An 18,299-nucleotide genomic window follows, 5' to 3' on the forward strand; every position below is an offset into this window, starting at 1 on the left:
TTCAGCCGCGCTTCTTGTCCGTGTGATCCACCGGGCAGACCCGCCTCGAGCCGGTCTGGCGGAATGGCGACAGTCTGAGCTTGGACTGATGGTCCTCGGGACCGGCATGGCCCTCGGGGTGCAGGCCGCGATAATAGAGTTTCTGCCACTGATCGGCCGGCGCCGTGGGCTTGGTCCGTTTGACCCAGTCCTGGAAGGCCAGCCGTGACGCCCGCCAGGCGTCGAAGGTCTGCAACATCTCGGGCTGGTCCTCCATCGGCCGCAGCTCCGGTTTCAGCCGGTCCAGCACCCCGCGCGGGGTGGGGAAGAAGAAGCAGAAGGGCTCGTTCTCCTCGAACCTGATCCAGACGTCGGGACGGGTGAAGCGCCAGTTCATGGTGAAGGTGTAGGGCGACCAGTCCGTCTCGATCACCCCGCCCATGGGGGCGATCCCGTCCTTCATTGCGTTGGGCGGGCCGCCGACCCACAGGTTCCAGCCTTCCGACGTCCGCATGATGCCGTCGACGTGAAAGGTCAGGGTTCCGCTGCCGAACAGGGAGACCGGACCCCGCTTCGGATCAGAGCCGGGGTCCAGCACGATCTCGACGGAGCTGGCGTCCACACCGCCGTGCCAGCGGGCCTTGAAACCGCAGGGGCTCAGCATTTCCCAGCCATGGGTATTGGCGATGGCGAGGGGCAGACAGCGATAGGCGAAACTGTCGGGTGTGTCGGTCATCCAGTCGCGCTTGGGCGAGGCCGGGGCCACGCGCGGGGCCCAGCCCTCGCGGACATAGCAGACCAGTTCCGTTTCGGCCGCGCGGACCGGAGCGCCCTTGGGACGCGCTGGAACAGACCCCTTCAAACGCTTGATCATTTCTAGTCTCGTGTGCCGCCAACCCGGCCCTATGGAGTGGGCGCTTAGGCTTTAGGACAGCCGCATGTCCAACCCGTGACGGTCATGCGCGGAAAAGAAAAACCCCGGATGACAGACCATCCGGGGCTCTCCTGAAGTCAGACTGCCGGGTCGATCAGCAGCTGTAGTACATGTCGAATTCGACCGGGTGGGGGTGCAGCTGCAGGCGCATCACCTCTTCCATCTTCAGCTCGATATAGCTGTCGATGAAGTCGTCATCCATGACGCCGCCCTTCTTGAGGAAGGCGCGGTCCTTGTCGAGGCTCTCGAGGGCTTCGCGCAGCGAGCCGGAGACCTCGGGGATCGAGCCGCGCTCTTCCGGCGGCAGGTCGTACAGGTTCTTGTCGGCGGGCGCGCCCGGATCGATCCGGTTCTCGATCCCGTCCAGGCCGGCCATCAGCAGGGCGACGAAGGTCAGATAGGGGTTGCCCATCGGGTCGGGGAAGCGGGCTTCCAGACGCTTGGCCTTCGGCGACGAGACGTGGGGGATGCGGATCGAGGCCGAGCGGTTGCGGGCCGAATAGGCCAGTTTCACCGGGGCTTCGTAACCGGGAACCAGACGCTTGTAGCTGTTGGTGGTCGAGTTGGCGAAGGCGTTGATGGCCTTGGCGTGCTTGATGATGCCGCCGATGTACCACAGGCATTCCTGCGACAGGCCGGCGTATTTGTCGCCGGCGAACTGGGGCTTGCCGTCCTTCCAGATCGACATGTGGACGTGCATGCCCGAGCCGTTGTCCGCGAACATCGGCTTGGCCATGAAGGTCGCCGACTTGCCGTAGGCGGCGGCGACGTTGTGGATCACGTACTTATAGAGCTGCAGCCGGTCGGCCATGGTCAGCAGGTCCGAGAACTTCAGACCCAGTTCGTGCTGGGCCGGGGCCACCTCGTGGTGGTGCTTCTCGGGCTGCAGGCCCAGGTCGCGCATCACGCCCAGCATTTCGCCGCGCAGGTCCTGGCCGGAGTCGACCGGGTTGACCGGGAAATAGCCGCCCTTGGGCCCAGGGCGGTGGCCCATATTGCCCTCGGTGTATTCGGCGCCCGTGTTGGCCGGCAGCTCGGTCGAGTCATACGAATAGGAGGTGTTGTGCGGCTGGGTCGACCAGCGCACGTCGTCGAAGATGAAGAACTCGGCTTCCGGGCCGAAATAGACGATGTCGCCGATGCCCGAGGACTGGACATAGGACAGGGCCTTCTTGGCCATCGAGCGGCTGTCGCGGTTGTAGGGCTCGCCGGTGTCGGGGTTCAGCACGTCGCAGAACAGGAACATGGTCGTCTGCTGGTAGAACGGATCGATGTAGGCGGTGGTCAGGTCCGGCTTCAGCAGCATGTCGGACTCGTTGATGGCCTTCCAGCCGGCGATCGACGAACCGTCGAACATCGTGCCTTCGTTCAGGAAATCCTCATCGACCAGGTCGATGTCGAAGGTGACGTGCTGCAGCTTGCCGCGAGTGTCGGTAAAGCGAACGTCGACGTATTTGACGTCCTTCTCCTTGATCTCCTTGAGGATCTTGCTGGCGCTCATTCTCGGAAGTCCTATTTTTTTGGTCGTTGGGGAGGAACCGAACACGCGACCCCATAGGAGCCGAGCGACGGAGGAGGGTACGCGAACTCAGACGGCCTGGGCCCCGGTCTCGCCGGTGCGGATACGGATCACTTCGGCGACGTCGGACACGAATATCTTGCCGTCGCCGATCTTGCCGGTGCGAGCCGAGGTCTGAATGGCCTCGACCACGGCGGGCGCGAGATCATCGGCGACGACGACCTCGATCTTGATCTTGGGCAGGAAGTCGATGACGTATTCCGCGCCGCGATACAGTTCGGAATGGCCTTTCTGGCGGCCATATCCCTTGGCCTCCAGCACGGTCATGCCTTGCACGCCGACATCCTGGAGCGCCTCTTTGACGTCATCCAGCTTGAAAGGCTTGATGATGGCTTCAATCTTCTTCATGGCGACCCCTGAGCGGAGGGCGGAATGCCACGGCGCTCGGGCGGGAATGGGACACATCAAGGCCGTTCAAAGCAAGCGGTTTTCGCAGAAAAGTCACGGATATTCGGAGCCCGGATGATAGAAACCAATGACCCCGCCTTATGGCGCAATTTTCTTCCGTGGCCGGGCGCGGAAACGCACAAGCATGCGCGGGGCCGTCTTGGCGTGGTCTCCGGGCGAGCACACCAGACCGGCGCGGCGCGGCTGGCGGCGCGGGCGGGATTGCGGATCGGGGCAGGGGTGGTGCGGATCTACTGCCCGCCCGACGCGGTCGCGGTGATCGCCCCGGCGATCGAGGCCATCATGCTGACCCCCTTCGCCACCGCCGACGCCCTGGCCCGAGAGGTCGAGGAGATGGACGCCGTGGTGGTCGGACCGGCGGCCGGTCTGGACGAGACGACCGTAACCAATGTCCAGGCCCTGGCCCTCAGCGGCGCGGCCCTGGTGATCGATGCGGACGGGCTGTCGGTGTTCAAGGGGCGTAGCGCTGAACTGTTCGCCGTGCTGGACCGCGACGACGTTCTGACGCCGCACGAGGGGGAGTTCGAGCGTCTGTTTCCCGGTCTTCTCCGCAAAGGCCGAGCGAGCGCGGCCGTCGAGGCGGCCCGACGCGCCCAAGCGATCGTCGTGCTGAAAGGCGCGGAAACCGTCATCGCGGCGCCTGACGGCCGCGTGCGTATCAACCAGAACGGCTCGCCTTGGCTGGCCACAGCGGGGACCGGCGACGTGCTTGCGGGCATGATCGGCGGGCTTCTGGCCCAGCGCATGGACAGTTTCGACGCGGCCTGCGCCGCCGTCTGGATTCACGCCGACGCCGCCGGCCGGTTCGGCCCGGGTTTGATCTCGGAGGATTTGAGCGAGAGCATGCCGGAAACCCTGCGTTTTCTTTGGATGTCTTCAGAGACGGGTTGAAGCGCCGACGGCGCCAGGTCGAGCAAATGACGGCGTGATCTTGGCGCGCGGCGAAACCGTTTATCCGCCAGGCGGCGGCTTAAGGCGCTGAAGGCCGTCGATGGCGTATTGATTCTCTGGATCGAGGTGCAGCGACGCCTCGAATTGGGAGATCGCCGTGGCGACGTCACCTTCGGCCGCAGCGATATCGGCCAGGCCGTCATGGCTGTAGGCTGACTGCGGGAACATCTCGAGGGCGGACTCGAACACGCGCCGGGCAGCCTCCATCGACGGCAGGCCGATCAACTCGTATCCAATCTCGACGATCAGTTCGTCCGACATGAAGGCTTCTGCGGACGGCTGGCGCGACTTCAGTTCCTGATATCGCCGTATGCCGGCCTCCACCCCGTCCTTGAGGATCGCGTCGAGGATCAGAGTTTTCGGCTGGATCGTCGGCAGCGGCGGTGTCTCGCCGAAGAAGACGCCGGCCAGCGCGCGGGCTGTGCCGCTCCCGCTGGCCTCGTCGCTGTTGCTCAATACGACGACGGTGAGGCCGTCGTTCGGGAAGCGCGCCACCATGTTGGAAAAGCCGGGCCCGCTGCCGGCGTGACCGACCATCCGGCGATTGGACCAGGTCCTGAGCTCCCAGCCGAAGCCGTAGTTGTTCCGGGCGTCGTCAACCATCTGCCGGTAAGAGGCGCTGGAGATCAGCGTATGGGCGTCGAGGGCGCGCGCCCAGGTCAACAGGTCATCGACCGTGCTGCTGAGACCGGCCTCGCCATTCACACCTGTCATGGACTGCGGACTGGATTCGATGAAGGTCGAGCCGATGGAATAATAGCCGGTCGCTTGCTCAGGGATCACGAGGCGCGAGCTGTTGAAGACCGTGTTTGACATGCCCAAGGGCGTCAGGATCCGATCCCGCAACATGTCCGGCAAAGGCTTGCCGGAAACGCGTTCGACGATGGTTCCGAGGAGGTTGTAGCCCGTATTGCTGTATCGGAAGCCTTCGCCGGGAGCGAACTCAAGCGGCAGGTCACGGACAAGCGCGACCAGCCCGCCCTTGCCGTAGGTGCGGCTGTCTAGTGTCTCATCCCAGTCCGGCAGGCTTGAGTAGTTCGGGAGGCCCGAGGTGTGGGTCATCAGTTGCCGGATGGTTATGGAGCGCCACGCCGGCGGGCAGTCGAGCAGATAGTCGCACGCCAGATCGTCAATGTTCAGCTTGCCTTCCTCATTCAGCATCATGATCAGAATCGACGTGAACGGCTTGGTGATGGAGGCGAGCTGGAAACGGGTCTCCCCGCTGTTGGGAACGTTGAAGGCCCGGTTCGCCAGGCCGTAGCTTTTCCGGAAGATCGGACGGCCGTCCTTGGCGACAAGCACCACCCCGCTGAAGGCCGCGTTCTGAACCGCAGCCTGCATGTAGGCCTCAAAGGCGGCGTCCAAGTCCCGACCGCTGGCGCTCGGCTGCGCGATCTCCTGGTCGACGAGAACGGCGGGAGCTGCAGTTGCGGGGGCGCCTTGCGCCAGCGCCAGCACCGCAGCCGTCGCCATCCAGAACCTATGTCCGTTCACGTCCATCTCCGAGCCCGCCTTGAATTATCTTTGTGGAAAGATATTTCTTCAAAAGATATTTGCCGTCAAGATTTGTTTGCGTCCGCAGCTTGGTTTAGTTTGGATCCATGACCACAGCCCCTTCGCCCCCGGACGTGATTGACGCCGTTCTCGAAGACTGGCGCTCCGCGCGCCCGCAAACCAAGCCAGGCGCGCTCCATGTGGTCGGTCGCATCCTGTGGCTCGGGCGGCGTTACGAAGAAGCCGTCAGTCAGATGCTTTCGGAGCACGGCCTCTCCTATACTGACTACGATGTCCTCGCGACGCTGCGGCGAGCCGGTGTTCCGTTTGAGCTGACGCCGACGGACCTGGCCCGGAGGGTCCTCTTGAGTTCCGGCGGCCTGACCGCCTGTCTGCGGCGGCTGGAAACCTGGGGACTGGTTTCGCGTCACGGCGTGCCGGAGGACCGCCGACGCCTGATGGCCAGACTGACGCCCAGAGGGTTCGATCTTGTCGAGTCGTTCATCGATCGCAGGTTTGCCTTAGCCGATCTCGCCCTGGCCGATCTCGATCGCGATCAGAGAGACCAGGCGGAGGCGTTGCTGCGTCGTCTCGTGGCTGCTGCCGAGGGGACGACTTAGCGACTTGCCCGTCGGGCCTGGGCCAGTTCACGGGCGGCGACCGTGAAATCCGCCTGGAAGGTCGGATCGGCCTTCAGCCGCGCAACCAGGGCCGCGCCGACGAGACGACCGGCGTCCACGTCGCTGGGGTAATGAACGCCGCAGATGGCGCGGCTTTCGCCATAGGCTAGGCCGCGCGCTAGGATGGCGTCGGCGCGATCCGGCGCCATTTCCGTCAGCACCAGGGCCCAGGCCCAGCCCAGGGCGGCGTGACCCGACGGATAGGATCCGCTGGCGGCCAGCCAGGGTTCAGGCGCGATACAGGTCGCCGCCGGCTCAGCCACGAATGGGCGGGGGCGGGTGAAGCCGCGTTTGGCCGGGGTCTGGATCGTCTCCAGGTCGCCCAGCATCCGCCCCAGCAGGCGGGTCAGGGTCGGCATGCGTTCAGGATCGAAGTGAATACCGAGGGCGTCGTCGAAGACGCGCGGGGCGTCGGGAGTCTCAATCTCATTGTCGGCGCGGGCCTGGGCCCAGCGCGGGCTGTCTTCAAGCGCGCGGGTGGCGCGATAGGCGGCGAGATCGTTCTGGGCGCGCAGCGAGTTGTCGGTCGGCGGAGCCGGGAGAAAGGCGGCGGCGTTCGGCGCGCCGTCCTTGGCGAGATAGCCATGGGGATGATCGCGGAAGCCGGTCCAGAATTCGGGAGCAGGGGCGGCGGCGCAGCTGACCAAGGCGAGCGCGAGGGAAACGGCGAAGGCGACGGCCGCTGGGCGGCGGTCGATAGACATGTGGATCATGAAACTCTGAAACTCTGGACGCTGTGATTCTGGGAGTCAGGCCTGCATTGCGCCCGGCCGGCCGTCTTCGACCACCCAACTGTTCAGTGTGGAAACCGCAGCCCTTGGGTCGCGCACATCGGAAATGGCGCGATAACGGGTGTTCATCCGGTCACGGTCCATGTCGATGGACATGTAGCCCCGCACCCGGCTGTCGAAAAATTTGATCTGCGGATTGTTCGGCATATTGGCCATCAGGGCGTCATAGGGAGGCCCTGAGGACGAGATGGACGTGCCGACGAACTCGGTCGCCACGGTCGCCGACGAAGGGTCGGCGCTCACGCGTTTGACGTCGTTGGTCCAGAAGGAGTGGTAGTCGCCGCTGAGCACAATGGGGTTGGACGGTTTCAGGGTCGCCAGGGCTTCGGTCATCCGGTCGCGGGCGACGGGGTAGCCATCCCAGGTGTCGGTCCAGTAGCGGGTTTCGGCGTCGCCGTTGCCGAATTTGAGCCCCGCCATCACCAGGTCCTGCCCCAGGACGTTCCAGCGCGCCTGCGAACGGGCCAGGCCGTCGTACAACCAACGCTCCTGCTCGAAGCCGAGGAAGGTGCGCGCCGGATCCAGCCGGTCGGGGCAGGCGAGGTCAGTGACCACCTGGCCCTTGCCGCCGTTGGGGCCGTCGCTGCACGCCTGTCGGGATCGATATTGCCGCCCGTCCAGCATGAAGAACTCGGCCAGTCGGCCATAGCGGACGCTGCGATAGATCGGCATCTGGAGACGCGCATCCAGCCGTGTGCGGCGGATGGGCATGGCCTCGTAGAAGGCCTTGTAGCCGGCGGCGCGACGCAGAAGGAAATCACTGGGGGCGACACCGGGCGTCTTGGACCAGACGCCGGAATAGTCGTCCTGAATCTCGTGGTCGTCCCACACCGCCAGGCAGGGGGCGACGGCGTGCAGGCGCTGGAGATCAGGATCAGTCCGGTGCAGGGCGTAGCGGTTGCGATAGCCCGCCAGGGTCGTCGCCTCTTCCAGCCCGTAGGGCCGCACCACATTGGCCGCCTGGGCGGCGGTCCGGGTGTACTCGTAGATATAGTCCCCCAGGAACAGGGTCAGGTCCGGCGCCTCGTCAGCCATATGACCATAGGCGCTGAAATAGCCCGACTCCCAGTTGGAGCAGGAGGCGACGGCCAGCCGCAGGCGGTCGATGTCGGCGTTTGGCGCCGGGGCGGTGCGGGCGCGGCCGACGGGGCTTTGCTGCCCCAGGGCCGTGAACCGGTACCAATAGGGCCGGTCGGGCCGCAGTCCTTCGATCTCGATATGCAGACTATGGGCGTCGGCCCGGTCCGCCACCGCCTCGCCAGAGGCGACGACGCGGTGGAAGGCTTCGTCCGCCGCGACGTCCCAACGCACGGCCACAGGCGCGCCCATCCCGCCCAGACCGTCCGCTGCCACGGGATCCACGGCCAGACGGGTCCATATGACGAAGCCGTCGGACGCAGGATCGCCGCTGGCCACGCCCAACGGAAAGACATAGGCGCCGCCCCCCTGAGCCTGCGCCTGACCAAATCGCAGCACCAGGGGCGCCGCGACCAGGCCGCCAAGCAACAGGCGGCGGTTCATCGGAAGACTGGGTGTCAGCATACTGGGGCTTTCGAGCGGATTGAGCGCATCGGACGGACCGGCGCGAGGCCGGTCCGTCCTTCTTCTCGGGTCTTAGAAGTCCATCGACAGACGGACCGCCACAGTGCGGCCCGGCTGTGGCGAGGTGGTCGGACGGGCCGAGCCGTTGAAGCCGTTGCGCGTCTCTTCGTAATAGGTGTTGAAGAGATTGCGCACCGACAGGCCGACGCGCCAGTTCGCGTTCGTGGGGCCGCTGGTGAAGTTGGCGTTCCACAGCCAGTAGGCCGGAATGATCGACGAGGCGCTGGTCGAATACAGGTCGTCGCGGTAGTTGTAGTTGGTCTCCGCCCGCAGATCCAAGCCCGCCATCTGCCAGTCATAGGCGATGGAGCCGCCGTAGTTCATCTTGGGGAAGGGCAGTTTTTCGCCCGCACGATCCGTGTAGATGATGACGTCCCACGGCCCGTTCGTCGGGTTGGCCGCGACCGTGGCGGCGGTATCGACCGAGTTGTACTCGTCGTATTCGCCGTGCTTGTAGCTGATGTTCTGGCTGATGCTCAGGCCGGCGATGGGGGTCCATTCGAACTCCAGCTCGGCGCCGTAGATGTGCGATTTGGGCACATTGTCGATCTTGCCCACCCGGCCGGAAGTGCGGTCGTACAGAACCGTTTGAACCTGCTGGTTTTTATAGTCGTAGTAGAAGACCGAGCCGTTCAACCGCATCGAGCGGTCGAGGAAGTCGGATTTGACGCCGGTCTCGTAGGCGATCAGTTCTTCCGGCGCGAAGGGCGTGGCTGACGTGGCGTTGTAGGTGGTGAAGCCGCCGGATTTCACGCCGCGCGCGACGTTGGCGTAGAACAGGGCGTTGTCGCTGAGATCATATTCGAGGCCGAGCTTCCCGGTCACTTCGGACATGTCGGTGGAATAGGTGACTTCCGCGCCTGGAGTTGCGCTCAGACGATAGGTGCCGGGGCTGGTCAGGCTGCGTTCTTCATACTCATAACGCAGGCCCAGGATCAGGTTGAGCCGGTCCGTCGCCTGGAAGCTGTTGTTGGTGAAGACGCCGATCGATTCCACATCCTGCTTGTAGGGCGTGTGGATCAGGGCGGTGATGGCGCGGTATTCCGTATAGAAGCCGCCGTCGTTGCTCTCGTTCGAATAATGGAGCCCGGTCATCCAGTTCCACCGGCCGTCCTTGTTCGAGGCCAAACGCAGCTCCTGCGACACCACATCGATGTCGTTATAGAAGAAGACGTCGGATTCGCGCGCGCTGGTGCCGTCCCAGTCATTGTATTCGGACCGCGTGAACGACTGGTAGGCCGAGATAGAGGTCAGGTCCGCCCAGCCGAGGTTGGCCGTCACCCGTGCGCTGAGGTCCAGGCCGTCATTGTCGCGGCCCGGCTTGTCGCCGACCGAACGGCCGGACACGTTGGCCAGCTGTTCCGACAGAGACCAGCCGGTGATGCGCCACGCCGTGTCCTTGGGAATGGTGACGCCGCCGGCGGTCGTATAGTCGCCGAGCAGGCGGAAGCCCAGGCCGTCGGACTTGTCGACCATATAGGTCGCCGCCAGATCGACGGTCACGTCGTCGGTCGCATCCCAGGTCAGTCGGCCGCGAACGGCGGTCTTGTCCAGATCGCCCAGCTTCTGACCGGTGTCGCGATTGTACTGCCAGGCGCCGCCCTGTTCGGTGACGACGGCGAGGCGGCCCAGCAAACCTTCGGCGATCTGGCCGGAGACATATCCGTCCAGCTTGTAGCGGTCATACGAGCCGTATTCGCCGGCTACGCCCGCGCGGAAGTCCGCCGTCGGGGCGTTGGTGATGATGTTGACGGCGCCGCCGGTCGTGTTGCTGCCGTACAGGGTGCCCTGCGGCCCCCGCAGCACTTCGATGCGCGCGATGTCGAACAGGGCGCCCTGGGTGGTCACCGTATAGGGGTGGGCCACTTCATCGACATAGATGCCCACGGTCGAGGCGTTGTTGCTGGAGTATTCACGTGCGCCGACGCCGCGGATGCGGAACTGCGGTTGGCCGCCGCCGAACTGGCTGTCGACCTCCAGGTTGGGGACGACGTTCTCGAGGTCGTTGACGACCGAGATGTTCTTTTCGTCGAGTTCCTGGCCGCCGACGACGCTGAGCGAGGCTCCGACATCCTGGCTGGCCTGTTCGCGGCGCTGTGCAGTGACCACGATGTCCTGCACCGTCGTCGCATTCGTCTGAGAATTGGTCTGAGCCGCAGCGGGCAGGGCCGCCAGGGCGAGAACGGCGCCGGAGGCGCCGAGGAGAAGCCGTTTCATTTGATCATCCTTCGGGCGACGCGCGGGGACACCCCCTTCCTCGCGCGCCGAAGCGTTTGGGGATGTTGTCGAACGGTCGCATCATACGGCCGTCAGGCGAGGCGGTTGCAGGCATGGGGAGGGAGGCCAAGGCCGCCATCGCTTCACCGAAAAAACAACTGTTCGACAACGATCTGCAGATAGGCTGGCGACGTAATGCTTTTGTGAAGCTTATCTAAAGTGTTTCCGTCATGCCGACGTTTGCGCGGCAAGATGCGCGGATAACGCGCGTTCTAGCTCGTGACGCGTGCGACCAACTGATTTGCGCCCGCTAGGAGCTCCGTCGGCGAGACCGGAACTCCCGTCGCGGAGGATATCAGCGCGCGTCCCTTGATCCAGAGTGCGAAACGGGTCGCGGCCAGGCGCGTCAGGTCGAAGTCTGCAGGCCAGACGCCGACGCGGTTGTAATAGGTGCCGCCGCCCTCGGGGCCGCGGAGCAGCATGGCCAAATCCCGTAGTGACGGATCGCGCCGCGCCTCGACGCAAATACTGCCGATCAGGCGGGCATATCGGACGTAAAAGCCCTCCGTATCGGGCGGGATGGAGACCGTAGGGGCCATAAGCCTTGCCCAACGTTGCGTATCTGCGCTCTCGCCGTCGCCTTCGGGCTGTTGGCCGGCCATGTAACGCGGCATGTCTCGGAAAACGCTGTGCCAGACCGCGTCGAGAACGAAGCGGCGCATATCGGGCCAGTGATAGGCGATGGTTGAGGTGGAGGTGCCCGCAACGGCGCTGACGGAACGGTTGGTTATGGCCGTCACGCCGCCCGCCAGGATCTGGTCCGCCGCGATGTCCAGTAGCTTGTGCTGGATTGAGTCAGGCTCCAGCCCGTCGGCGGGGGCTTGAGGCAGGATCAGGTTCTCGCGGTACCAAAAGGTCGCCGTCGCCGGCCTTTCAGGCAGACCGAGGCCATGGTCGATCAGGCCGCCCAGACCTTCTGCGGCGATGATTTCATATTCGGTTCGCCCCTGAAGCGCGCCGGCGTAGAATTGTTCGATCGTAGTCCAGGCGATCAGGGGGTCGGCGTAGTTCTCCAACTGAGGAATGGCCGCCAGATGCTCGCTCCAGGCCTTCTTCAGCATCGCGTCCCAACGCCGCATCAGATCGAACCGCCCCGCCGAGGAATCGCCTTCAAGCAACAGGGCTTCCCAGACACGCGCGAAACCGGCGTTATCCGAGGCGCGCAGACGAACATAGTGCTGGACCAAAGTCAGAAGGGTGTCGCGGTTCAACTCCAGGCCGGCCGCCGACTGGAAGAAGCGGACGTGGAAGTCCGTATCCAGCTTCAAAGCTTGTTCGCCCACAGCCTGAATCAGTCCGGACTTTGTCCCAAACAGATTGACGATAACCGTCGTGCTCTTGTCGACCGCCTGGGCCAAGTCACGCATCGTCAGGCTATGAAGTCCGTTCGCCGCGGCTTGGGCTATGGCCGCATCGACAATCTGCTGTGCGTCTGCGATGCGGCTGGTCGCTTGGGATTTGAGCATGGGTCTAAATGCAGCCCAGAAGAAGGGCTGTCGAGTGATCGAATGCGATGACGGGGTGACGATTTGAACGTCGCATTCAGGGCGATGCCCTTGGTCAGTTAGGTCTGATCAGCAGCGTGCGTCCAACCATGTCGGCATCTCCAATTGCGCATAATATATCTTAGGCGATAACAGCCAGTTTCGACCAAAGTCGTGCTGACGCTTTCAGCGCGGCGATGCCACCCTGACTCGATGAGCGCCCTTGTGGCGTGAAAGCGGTCGAAAAGACCTGATAGCTGGGAGGCTACGCAATGACGGACAGCGCCACGGGTGCGCCGGTCGATGAGTATGTGGTGGGTAAGAACGACAAGCTGGTGATCCTGGCGTCGTCGGTCGGCACCGTTATCGAGTGGTATGATTTCTATCTGTACGGGTCGCTGGCCGCGATCATCACGGTTCAGTTCTTCTCGGGCGTCAACGAGACGACCGGCTATATCTTCGCCCTGATGGCCTTCGCCGCCGGGTTCGCGGTGCGGCCGTTCGGGGCCATCGTGTTCGGGCGGCTGGGCGACCTGTGGGGTCGCAAGAACACCTTCCTGGTGACCATGCTGCTGATGGGGCTTTCGACCTTCGTGGTCGGCCTGTTGCCGCCCTATGCGGCCATCGGCATCGCCGCGCCGATCATTCTGGTGCTGATGCGCCTGATTCAGGGCCTGGCCTTGGGCGGCGAATACGGCGGCGCCGCCACCTATGTGGCCGAGCATGCGCCGCATGGTAAACGCGGTTTCTACACCTCCTTCATCCAGATCACTGCGACCGCCGGCCTCGTGCTCAGCCTGGTGGTCATTCTGGGCGTTCGCGTCGCTGTGGGTGAAGAAGCCTTTGCGGAATGGGGCTGGCGGATTCCATTCCTGGTCTCGATCCTGCTGCTCGCGGTGTCGCTGTGGATCCGTCTTAAACTGGCCGAAAGCCCGTCGTTCAAGCGGATGAAGGCCGAGGGCAAGGGTTCCAAGACCCCGCTGAAGGACTCCTTCGGCAAATGGCCGAACCTGAAGCTGGTGCTGATCGCCCTGGTGGGTTTGACCGCCGGTCAGGCCGTCATCTGGTACACGGGTCAGTTCTACGCCCTGTTCTTCCTGGAACGGGTGATGAAGGTGGACGCCACCCTGGTCTATGTGATGCTGACCATCGCTCTGGTCGCGGCTTCGCCCTTCTTCATCTTCTGGGGCTGGCTGTCGGACAAGGTGGGACGCAAGCCGGTCATCCTGGCAGGGTGCCTGATCGCCGCCCTCACCTATTTCCCGCTGTTTAACGCCCTGACCCAGGCCGCCAATCCGCGCCTGGCCGCCGCCGCCGCTTCGGCGCCGGTCGTGGTCTACGCCGATCCGGCGGACTGCAATGTCCAGTTCGACCCTATCGGCAAGACCGTGTTCAACCAGTCCTGCGACGTGGCCAAGTCTCACCTGGCCAAGGCCGGCGTCACCTATACCAATATCGAGGCGCCCGCAGGCACGGTGGCCGAGGTGCGTATCGGTGATCAGGCGGTCGTCCAGAGCTTCCGCGGCGACGCCATGACGCCGGCGGACTTCGCGGCCCAGAAGAAGACCTGGGACAAGGATATGAGCGCCGCCCTGACCGCCGCCGGCTATCCGGCCAAGGCGGACAGCGATCTGGTCAACAAGCCGATGGTGGTGCTGATCCTGTTCATCCTCGGCTTCTATGTGACCATGGTCTACGGACCGATCGCGGCGGCCCTGGTCGAGATGTTCCCGACCAATATCCGCTACACCTCCATGTCCCTGCCCTATCATATCGGCAACGGCTGGTTCGGCGGCTTCCTGCCGACCACGGCCTTCGCCATCGTGGCGGCGACCGGAAACATCTACTCCGGCCTCTGGTATCCGATCATCGTCGCCCTGGCGACGGTCGTGCTGGGCTTCCTTCTGGTCAAGGAAGGCAAGGACGTCGATCTGAACGCCTGATCCTGCTTTCGGGCGTGAATGAGGGGCGGGCCGTCGCAAGACGGCCCGCCTTTCACTTGTTAAACCTCCCCTGCCCGGTTCAGATGCCGCCATGTTCAGCCTGATGATCCTCGGCCTGGTGGTCGCCTATATGGCGGTTCTGTTCGCCGTGGCCTGGCATCAGGAACGGCCGGCGGCGCGGGCGCGGGGGCGCGGACTGGGGCCGTCGGTCTACGCCCTGTCGCTGGCCATTTACTGTACCTCCTGGACCTATTACGGCGCGGTCGGCACGGCGGCGCGGGACGGGTGGGAGTATCTGCCCATCTATATCGGGCCCGTGCTGGGCCTGACGGTTCTGTTCCCGCTGTGGCGTCGGATCGCCGCCGCCGCACGGCGCGAGAACGTCGGCTCGATGGCCGATTTCGTCGCCTCGCGATACGGCAAGAGCCAGACCCTGGGCGCAGCGGTCACCCTGGTCGCCATCCTGGGGTCCCTGCCCTATATCGCGCTTCAGCTGAAATCCCTGTCGATGGCCGGAGCCCTGCTGACGGCGGGGACGCCGGTGGCGGGGTCGGAGAGTTTGACCGTCCTGGTTCTGGCGGGGGTGCTGGCGGGTTTCGCTATCCTATTCGGGGCGCGTCGTCCGGACCTGACCGAGCACAACCGGGGTCTGATCCAGGCGATCGGCCTGGAATCCCTGGTCAAGCTGGGCGCCCTGCTGCTGGTGGCGGTCTTTGCGCTTGTTCTTCTGGCTCAGGACGGATCTCCGGAGCGGAGTCTGGAAGGCTTGGGCGCTCTCGCCGCCCCGCCTGAGCTGACGCCCCGGTTCCTGGCCATCGGCCTGATCGCGACCCTGGCCATCTTCTGCCTGCCGCGTCAGTTCCATGTGGCCTTCGTCGAGGGCGCGGACCCCAGCCATGTCCGGCGCGCGCGCTGGATCTTCCCGGCCTATCTGGTGCTGACCAGTCTGGCGGTCCTGCCGCTGGTGGCGGCGGGCGCCCTGTTCGCGCCCTCGACCAATCCCGACCTGTTGGTCCTGGCCCTGCCGTTCGGACGGGGCGAATCCCTGCTGACCGCCATCGTCTTCGTTGGCGGATTTTCCGCCGCGACGGCCATGGTCATCGTCGAGGCCGTGGCCCTGTCGGCCATGGTGTCCAACAGCCTGATCCTGCCCTTCCTGGCGCGGGACCGCTGGCGGCTGCGCGGCGACGCCTCGGACATGTCCGGCGTCATTCTACAGGTGCGGCGCGGGGCCATTGTCGCCGTGTTGCTGCTGGCCTGGCTCTATTATCAGGCGACCGATCAGTCGCGTGGGCTGGCGGCCATGGGGCTGGTGTCGTTTGCGGCCATGGCGCAGCTGGCGCCGGCCCTGTTCGGGGCCGTGCTGTGGCGCGGCGGCCATGCCCACGGTGCGCTGGCGGGGATGATGGTCGGGATCGCGGTCTGGATCGTCATGCTGGCCCTGCCCCAGCTGGCGCCCGGCGCGCCCTGGCATCCGCATGTGATGCTGGGGATCAAGGATCCCCTGGCCCTGGGCGTGTTCGTCAGCCTCGGGCTGAATCTGGCGGCCTATGTCGGGGTGTCGCGCTTTGCTCAGCCGAGGCTGATCGACAGGGTGCAGGCGCGGGCCTTCGTCGATCGGCTGGGGCCGGACTGGTTGGACGCCAAGCCGTCGCCGTCCGGCGCCTCGGTCGGCGATCTGCGCGCCTTGGTCGCGCGGTTCATCGGCGACGAGCGGGCCGAGCGGGCCTTCGCCGCCTGGAGCGCAGAAACCGATATTCGACTGCGTGACGCCGATCCGGCCGACGCCGGCCTGGCGCGGGCGGCGGAACGGATGCTGGCCGGGGCCATCGGCGCGGCCTCGGCGCGCAGGGTCATCGCCGCAGCCCTGGCGGGAGGCGGCCGCGCGCCCGAGGATGTGGTGCGGATGCTCGACGAGGCGTCCCAGGCCGTCCAGTTCAGCCGCGATCTGTTGCAGACCACCCTGGACAATATCGACCAAGGCGTGATTGTGGTGGACGAAGACCTGCGTGTAACGGCATGGAATCGAAGATATGTTTCCATGTTTGGCCTGCCGGTGGGCTTCATCCACGTCGGCCTGCCCATCGCCAGCATCTACCGACTGAACGCCGAGCGCGGCGAGAGCCCCGACGATATTGAAGCCTGGGTGGAACGGCGCCTGGAGGCGCTGAGCCGTCGTATTCCCCATGACCACGAACGCCTTCAGCCCGACGGCCGCGTGTTGCGGTCGTCCGGCGCGCCCATCCCCGGCGGAGGCTACGCCACCAGCTATACCGACATCACCGCCCTGCGTCGGGCGGCGCGCCAGCTGGAGGAAGCCAACGAAAGGCTGGAGGCCCGGGTCGCCGACCGCACCGCGCGGCTGGACGAGGCGCGGCGCGTGGCCGAGGACGCCACCGCCTCCAAGACCCGTTTCCTCGCCGCCGCCAGCCACGACCTGCTGCAGCCCTTGCACGCCGCCCGACTGTTCATCGCCGCCCTGAAGGAGGAGCCCGCCGTCTCCGGCCCCGAGGCCGAGCCGACCAGCCGCGTACTGGCCATCAACGCCGATCGCGCCATCGACAGCGCCCACCGGCTGCTGACCGCCTTGCTGAACCTGTCCAAGCTGGAGGCCGGCGGGGTCAAGGCCGCGGTGATTCGGCTGCCGCTCGACGGGCTGTTCGAGGAACTGAGACGGGAATATGCGCCGGTGGCCAAGGCCAAGGGGCTTGAACTGACTCTCGTGCCGAGCGGGCTGTGGGTCTCCTCCGATCGCGACCTGCTGCGCTCGATGCTGCAGAACCTGATCGCCAACGCGATCCGGTACACGGACTCGGGCCGGGTTCTGGTCGGGGCGCGGCGGCAGGACGAAACGGTCGGGCTGCTGGTGTGCGACACCGGACGCGGCATCGCGGATGCGGATCAGGACATGGTCTTCGGCGAATTCATCCGCCTTCCCGGCGCTCCGGTCGACGAGCCCGGCGCTGGTCTCGGTCTGGCCATCGTCCGGCGTCTGTCCAGCCTGCTGGACCATCCGCTCGAGCTGAACTCTCGCGTCGGCCGGGGCACGATGTTTCGCATCACCGTGCCGCGCAGCGATCCGATGGAGCCCGTCGAGACCGCGCCGATCCACGACGTGCGCCTGCCGCTCGCCGGGTTGCGCATCCTGTGCGTGGACAACGAACCGGTGATCCTGGACGCGCTCGACGCCCTGCTGACCCGCTGGGGCGCGCGCCCGACCCTGGCGGCGAGCGTAGACGCCGCCATGGCCGCGCCCGGACCGTTCGACGCCGCCGTGATCGATCTCCACCTCGGTGACGGGCCGGATGGATTCGCCGTCATCGACTGGCTACGGCCCCGAGGCGTGCGCCGTATCGCCCTCGTCACAGCCGACACGCGGGACGGTCTGAACGACCAGGCGACGGCTGCCGGCGCAGTGCTGTTGCCCAAGCCGATCAAGCCCGCGGCGTTGAAGGCCTTCCTGTCCGGTTAGGCGGGGTCCATCTGTTTGGCCAGGATCACCGCCTGGGTCCGGTTCTGGACCCCCAGTTTGCGAAAGACGCTGGTCAGATGGGCCTTGATGGTGGCTTCGGACACGCCCAGGTCGAAGGCGATCTGCTTGTTCAAGCGGCCCGCCTTGAGCCCTTCGAGAATGCGCAACTGGGATACGGTCAGACTGGCCACCCGCGCCGGAAGATCGTCGTCGCCGGCGTCCGGGGTTTCCGGCGCCCAGCCGTCGCCGGCCAGTATGGCGTTGATGGCCTCGACCATCTGCGGCAGGGCGGTCGATTTGGGGATGAAACCGGCCGCGCCCAGCCCCATGGCGTGGCGCACGACCGACGGCTCCTCGCTGGCCGAGACGACCGCGACAGGCACGGCCGGATGTTCGGCGCGAATGGCGGCGAGCCCCGCCATCCCCTCGCTGTCCGAGAGCTTGAGGTCCAGCAGCAGCAGATCGACGGGCGCCCCGGGCTTCAAAAGGGCGGCGCGCGCTTCGGCCAGGCTGGCGCACTCCTCGACCGCAGCGCCCGGCGCCGCCTTGCCGACGGCGGACCTGAGCGCAGCACGGAACAGGGGGTGATCGTCAGCGAGGACGATACGGTCCATCAGGCATCCTTCCCTTTGCGCAACATGCTTGGCGGTCGCGTCTGCAACAGCATGGCGCGGTTCGACTTTGGTCGAAACTAGACCAATGGCT

General features: G+C 65.3%; 13 protein-coding genes. 4 read left to right on the forward strand and 9 right to left on the reverse strand.

The annotated features are described in order from the left end of the window. Window position 1: 1 nt before the first annotated feature. From ACVPT3_RS08350 to ACVPT3_RS08360, 3 genes are all read right to left on the reverse strand, one after another. A complete protein-coding gene (locus tag ACVPT3_RS08350; RefSeq protein WP_492043671.1) occupies window positions 2–853 on the reverse strand; it encodes a DUF6065 family protein in 852 nt (283 codons plus the stop codon). Between the two features lie 154 nt (window positions 854–1,007). Further along, window positions 1,008–2,414, reverse strand: a complete 1,407-nt coding sequence (gene glnA, locus ACVPT3_RS08355; RefSeq protein WP_492043672.1) for a type I glutamate--ammonia ligase — start codon at window positions 2,412–2,414, stop codon at window positions 1,008–1,010. Window positions 2,415–2,501: 87 nt separating this feature from the next. Then, window positions 2,502–2,840: a P-II family nitrogen regulator gene (locus tag ACVPT3_RS08360; RefSeq protein ID WP_008261682.1), complete on the reverse strand. Its 339-nt coding sequence runs from the start codon at window positions 2,838–2,840 to the stop codon at window positions 2,502–2,504. A 114-nt stretch (window positions 2,841–2,954) separates the two neighbouring features. On the opposite strand from ACVPT3_RS08360, the gene ACVPT3_RS08365 reads away from it, so the two are divergent. Continuing rightward, window positions 2,955–3,791: an NAD(P)H-hydrate dehydratase gene (locus ACVPT3_RS08365; protein ID WP_492043673.1), complete on the forward strand. Its 837-nt coding sequence runs from the start codon at window positions 2,955–2,957 to the stop codon at window positions 3,789–3,791. Window positions 3,792–3,851: 60 nt separating this feature from the next. On the opposite strand, the gene ACVPT3_RS08370 is transcribed toward ACVPT3_RS08365, so the two are convergent. Further along, on the reverse strand, window positions 3,852–5,324 hold the full coding sequence (locus ACVPT3_RS08370) for a serine hydrolase domain-containing protein (protein WP_492043674.1): 1,473 nt from the start codon (window positions 5,322–5,324) through the stop codon (window positions 3,852–3,854). 128 nt (window positions 5,325–5,452) lie between these two features. Between ACVPT3_RS08370 and ACVPT3_RS08375 the strand changes: the two genes are divergently transcribed. After that, on the forward strand, window positions 5,453–5,965 hold the full coding sequence (locus tag ACVPT3_RS08375; RefSeq protein WP_492043675.1) for a MarR family winged helix-turn-helix transcriptional regulator: 513 nt from the start codon (window positions 5,453–5,455) through the stop codon (window positions 5,963–5,965). On the opposite strand, the gene ACVPT3_RS08380 is transcribed toward ACVPT3_RS08375, so the two are convergent. From ACVPT3_RS08380 to ACVPT3_RS08395, 4 genes are all read right to left on the reverse strand, one after another. Next, entirely contained in the window at window positions 5,962–6,738 is a 777-nt protein-coding gene (locus tag ACVPT3_RS08380) for an acid phosphatase (protein WP_492043676.1), read from the reverse strand. The two genes, ACVPT3_RS08375 and ACVPT3_RS08380, sit on opposite strands and share 4 nt — an antisense overlap. Window positions 6,739–6,774: 36 nt before the next feature. Continuing rightward, the gene (locus ACVPT3_RS08385; RefSeq protein WP_492043677.1) at window positions 6,775–8,358 is read right to left on the reverse strand and encodes an alkaline phosphatase D family protein; all 1,584 of its coding nucleotides are present in this window, start codon (window positions 8,356–8,358) and stop codon (window positions 6,775–6,777) included. A gap of 72 nt (window positions 8,359–8,430) precedes the next feature. After that, window positions 8,431–10,635 (reverse strand): TonB-dependent receptor, encoded by a 2,205-nt coding sequence (locus ACVPT3_RS08390; RefSeq protein ID WP_492043678.1) that lies wholly within the window; start codon window positions 10,633–10,635, stop codon window positions 8,431–8,433. A gap of 272 nt (window positions 10,636–10,907) precedes the next feature. After that, window positions 10,908–12,161 (reverse strand): TetR family transcriptional regulator, encoded by a 1,254-nt coding sequence (locus tag ACVPT3_RS08395; protein WP_492043679.1) that lies wholly within the window; start codon window positions 12,159–12,161, stop codon window positions 10,908–10,910. 290 nt (window positions 12,162–12,451) lie between these two features. Between ACVPT3_RS08395 and ACVPT3_RS08400 the strand changes: the two genes are divergently transcribed. Continuing rightward, entirely contained in the window at window positions 12,452–14,122 is a 1,671-nt protein-coding gene (locus ACVPT3_RS08400; RefSeq protein WP_492043680.1) for an MFS transporter, read from the forward strand. 91 nt (window positions 14,123–14,213) lie between these two features. Further along, complete coding sequence (locus tag ACVPT3_RS08405; RefSeq protein ID WP_492043681.1) at window positions 14,214–17,594, forward strand: PAS-domain containing protein; 3,381 nt, start codon at window positions 14,214–14,216, stop codon at window positions 17,592–17,594. Here the strand turns inward: ACVPT3_RS08405 and ACVPT3_RS08410 are convergent. Beyond that, window positions 17,591–18,208, reverse strand: coding sequence for a response regulator (locus ACVPT3_RS08410; RefSeq protein ID WP_492043682.1), 618 nt, complete (start codon window positions 18,206–18,208; stop codon window positions 17,591–17,593). The two genes, ACVPT3_RS08405 and ACVPT3_RS08410, sit on opposite strands and share 4 nt — an antisense overlap. Window positions 18,209–18,299: the final 91 nt, after the last annotated feature.

It is taken from the genome of Brevundimonas sp. FV1ps31S, from assembly GCF_058681265.1.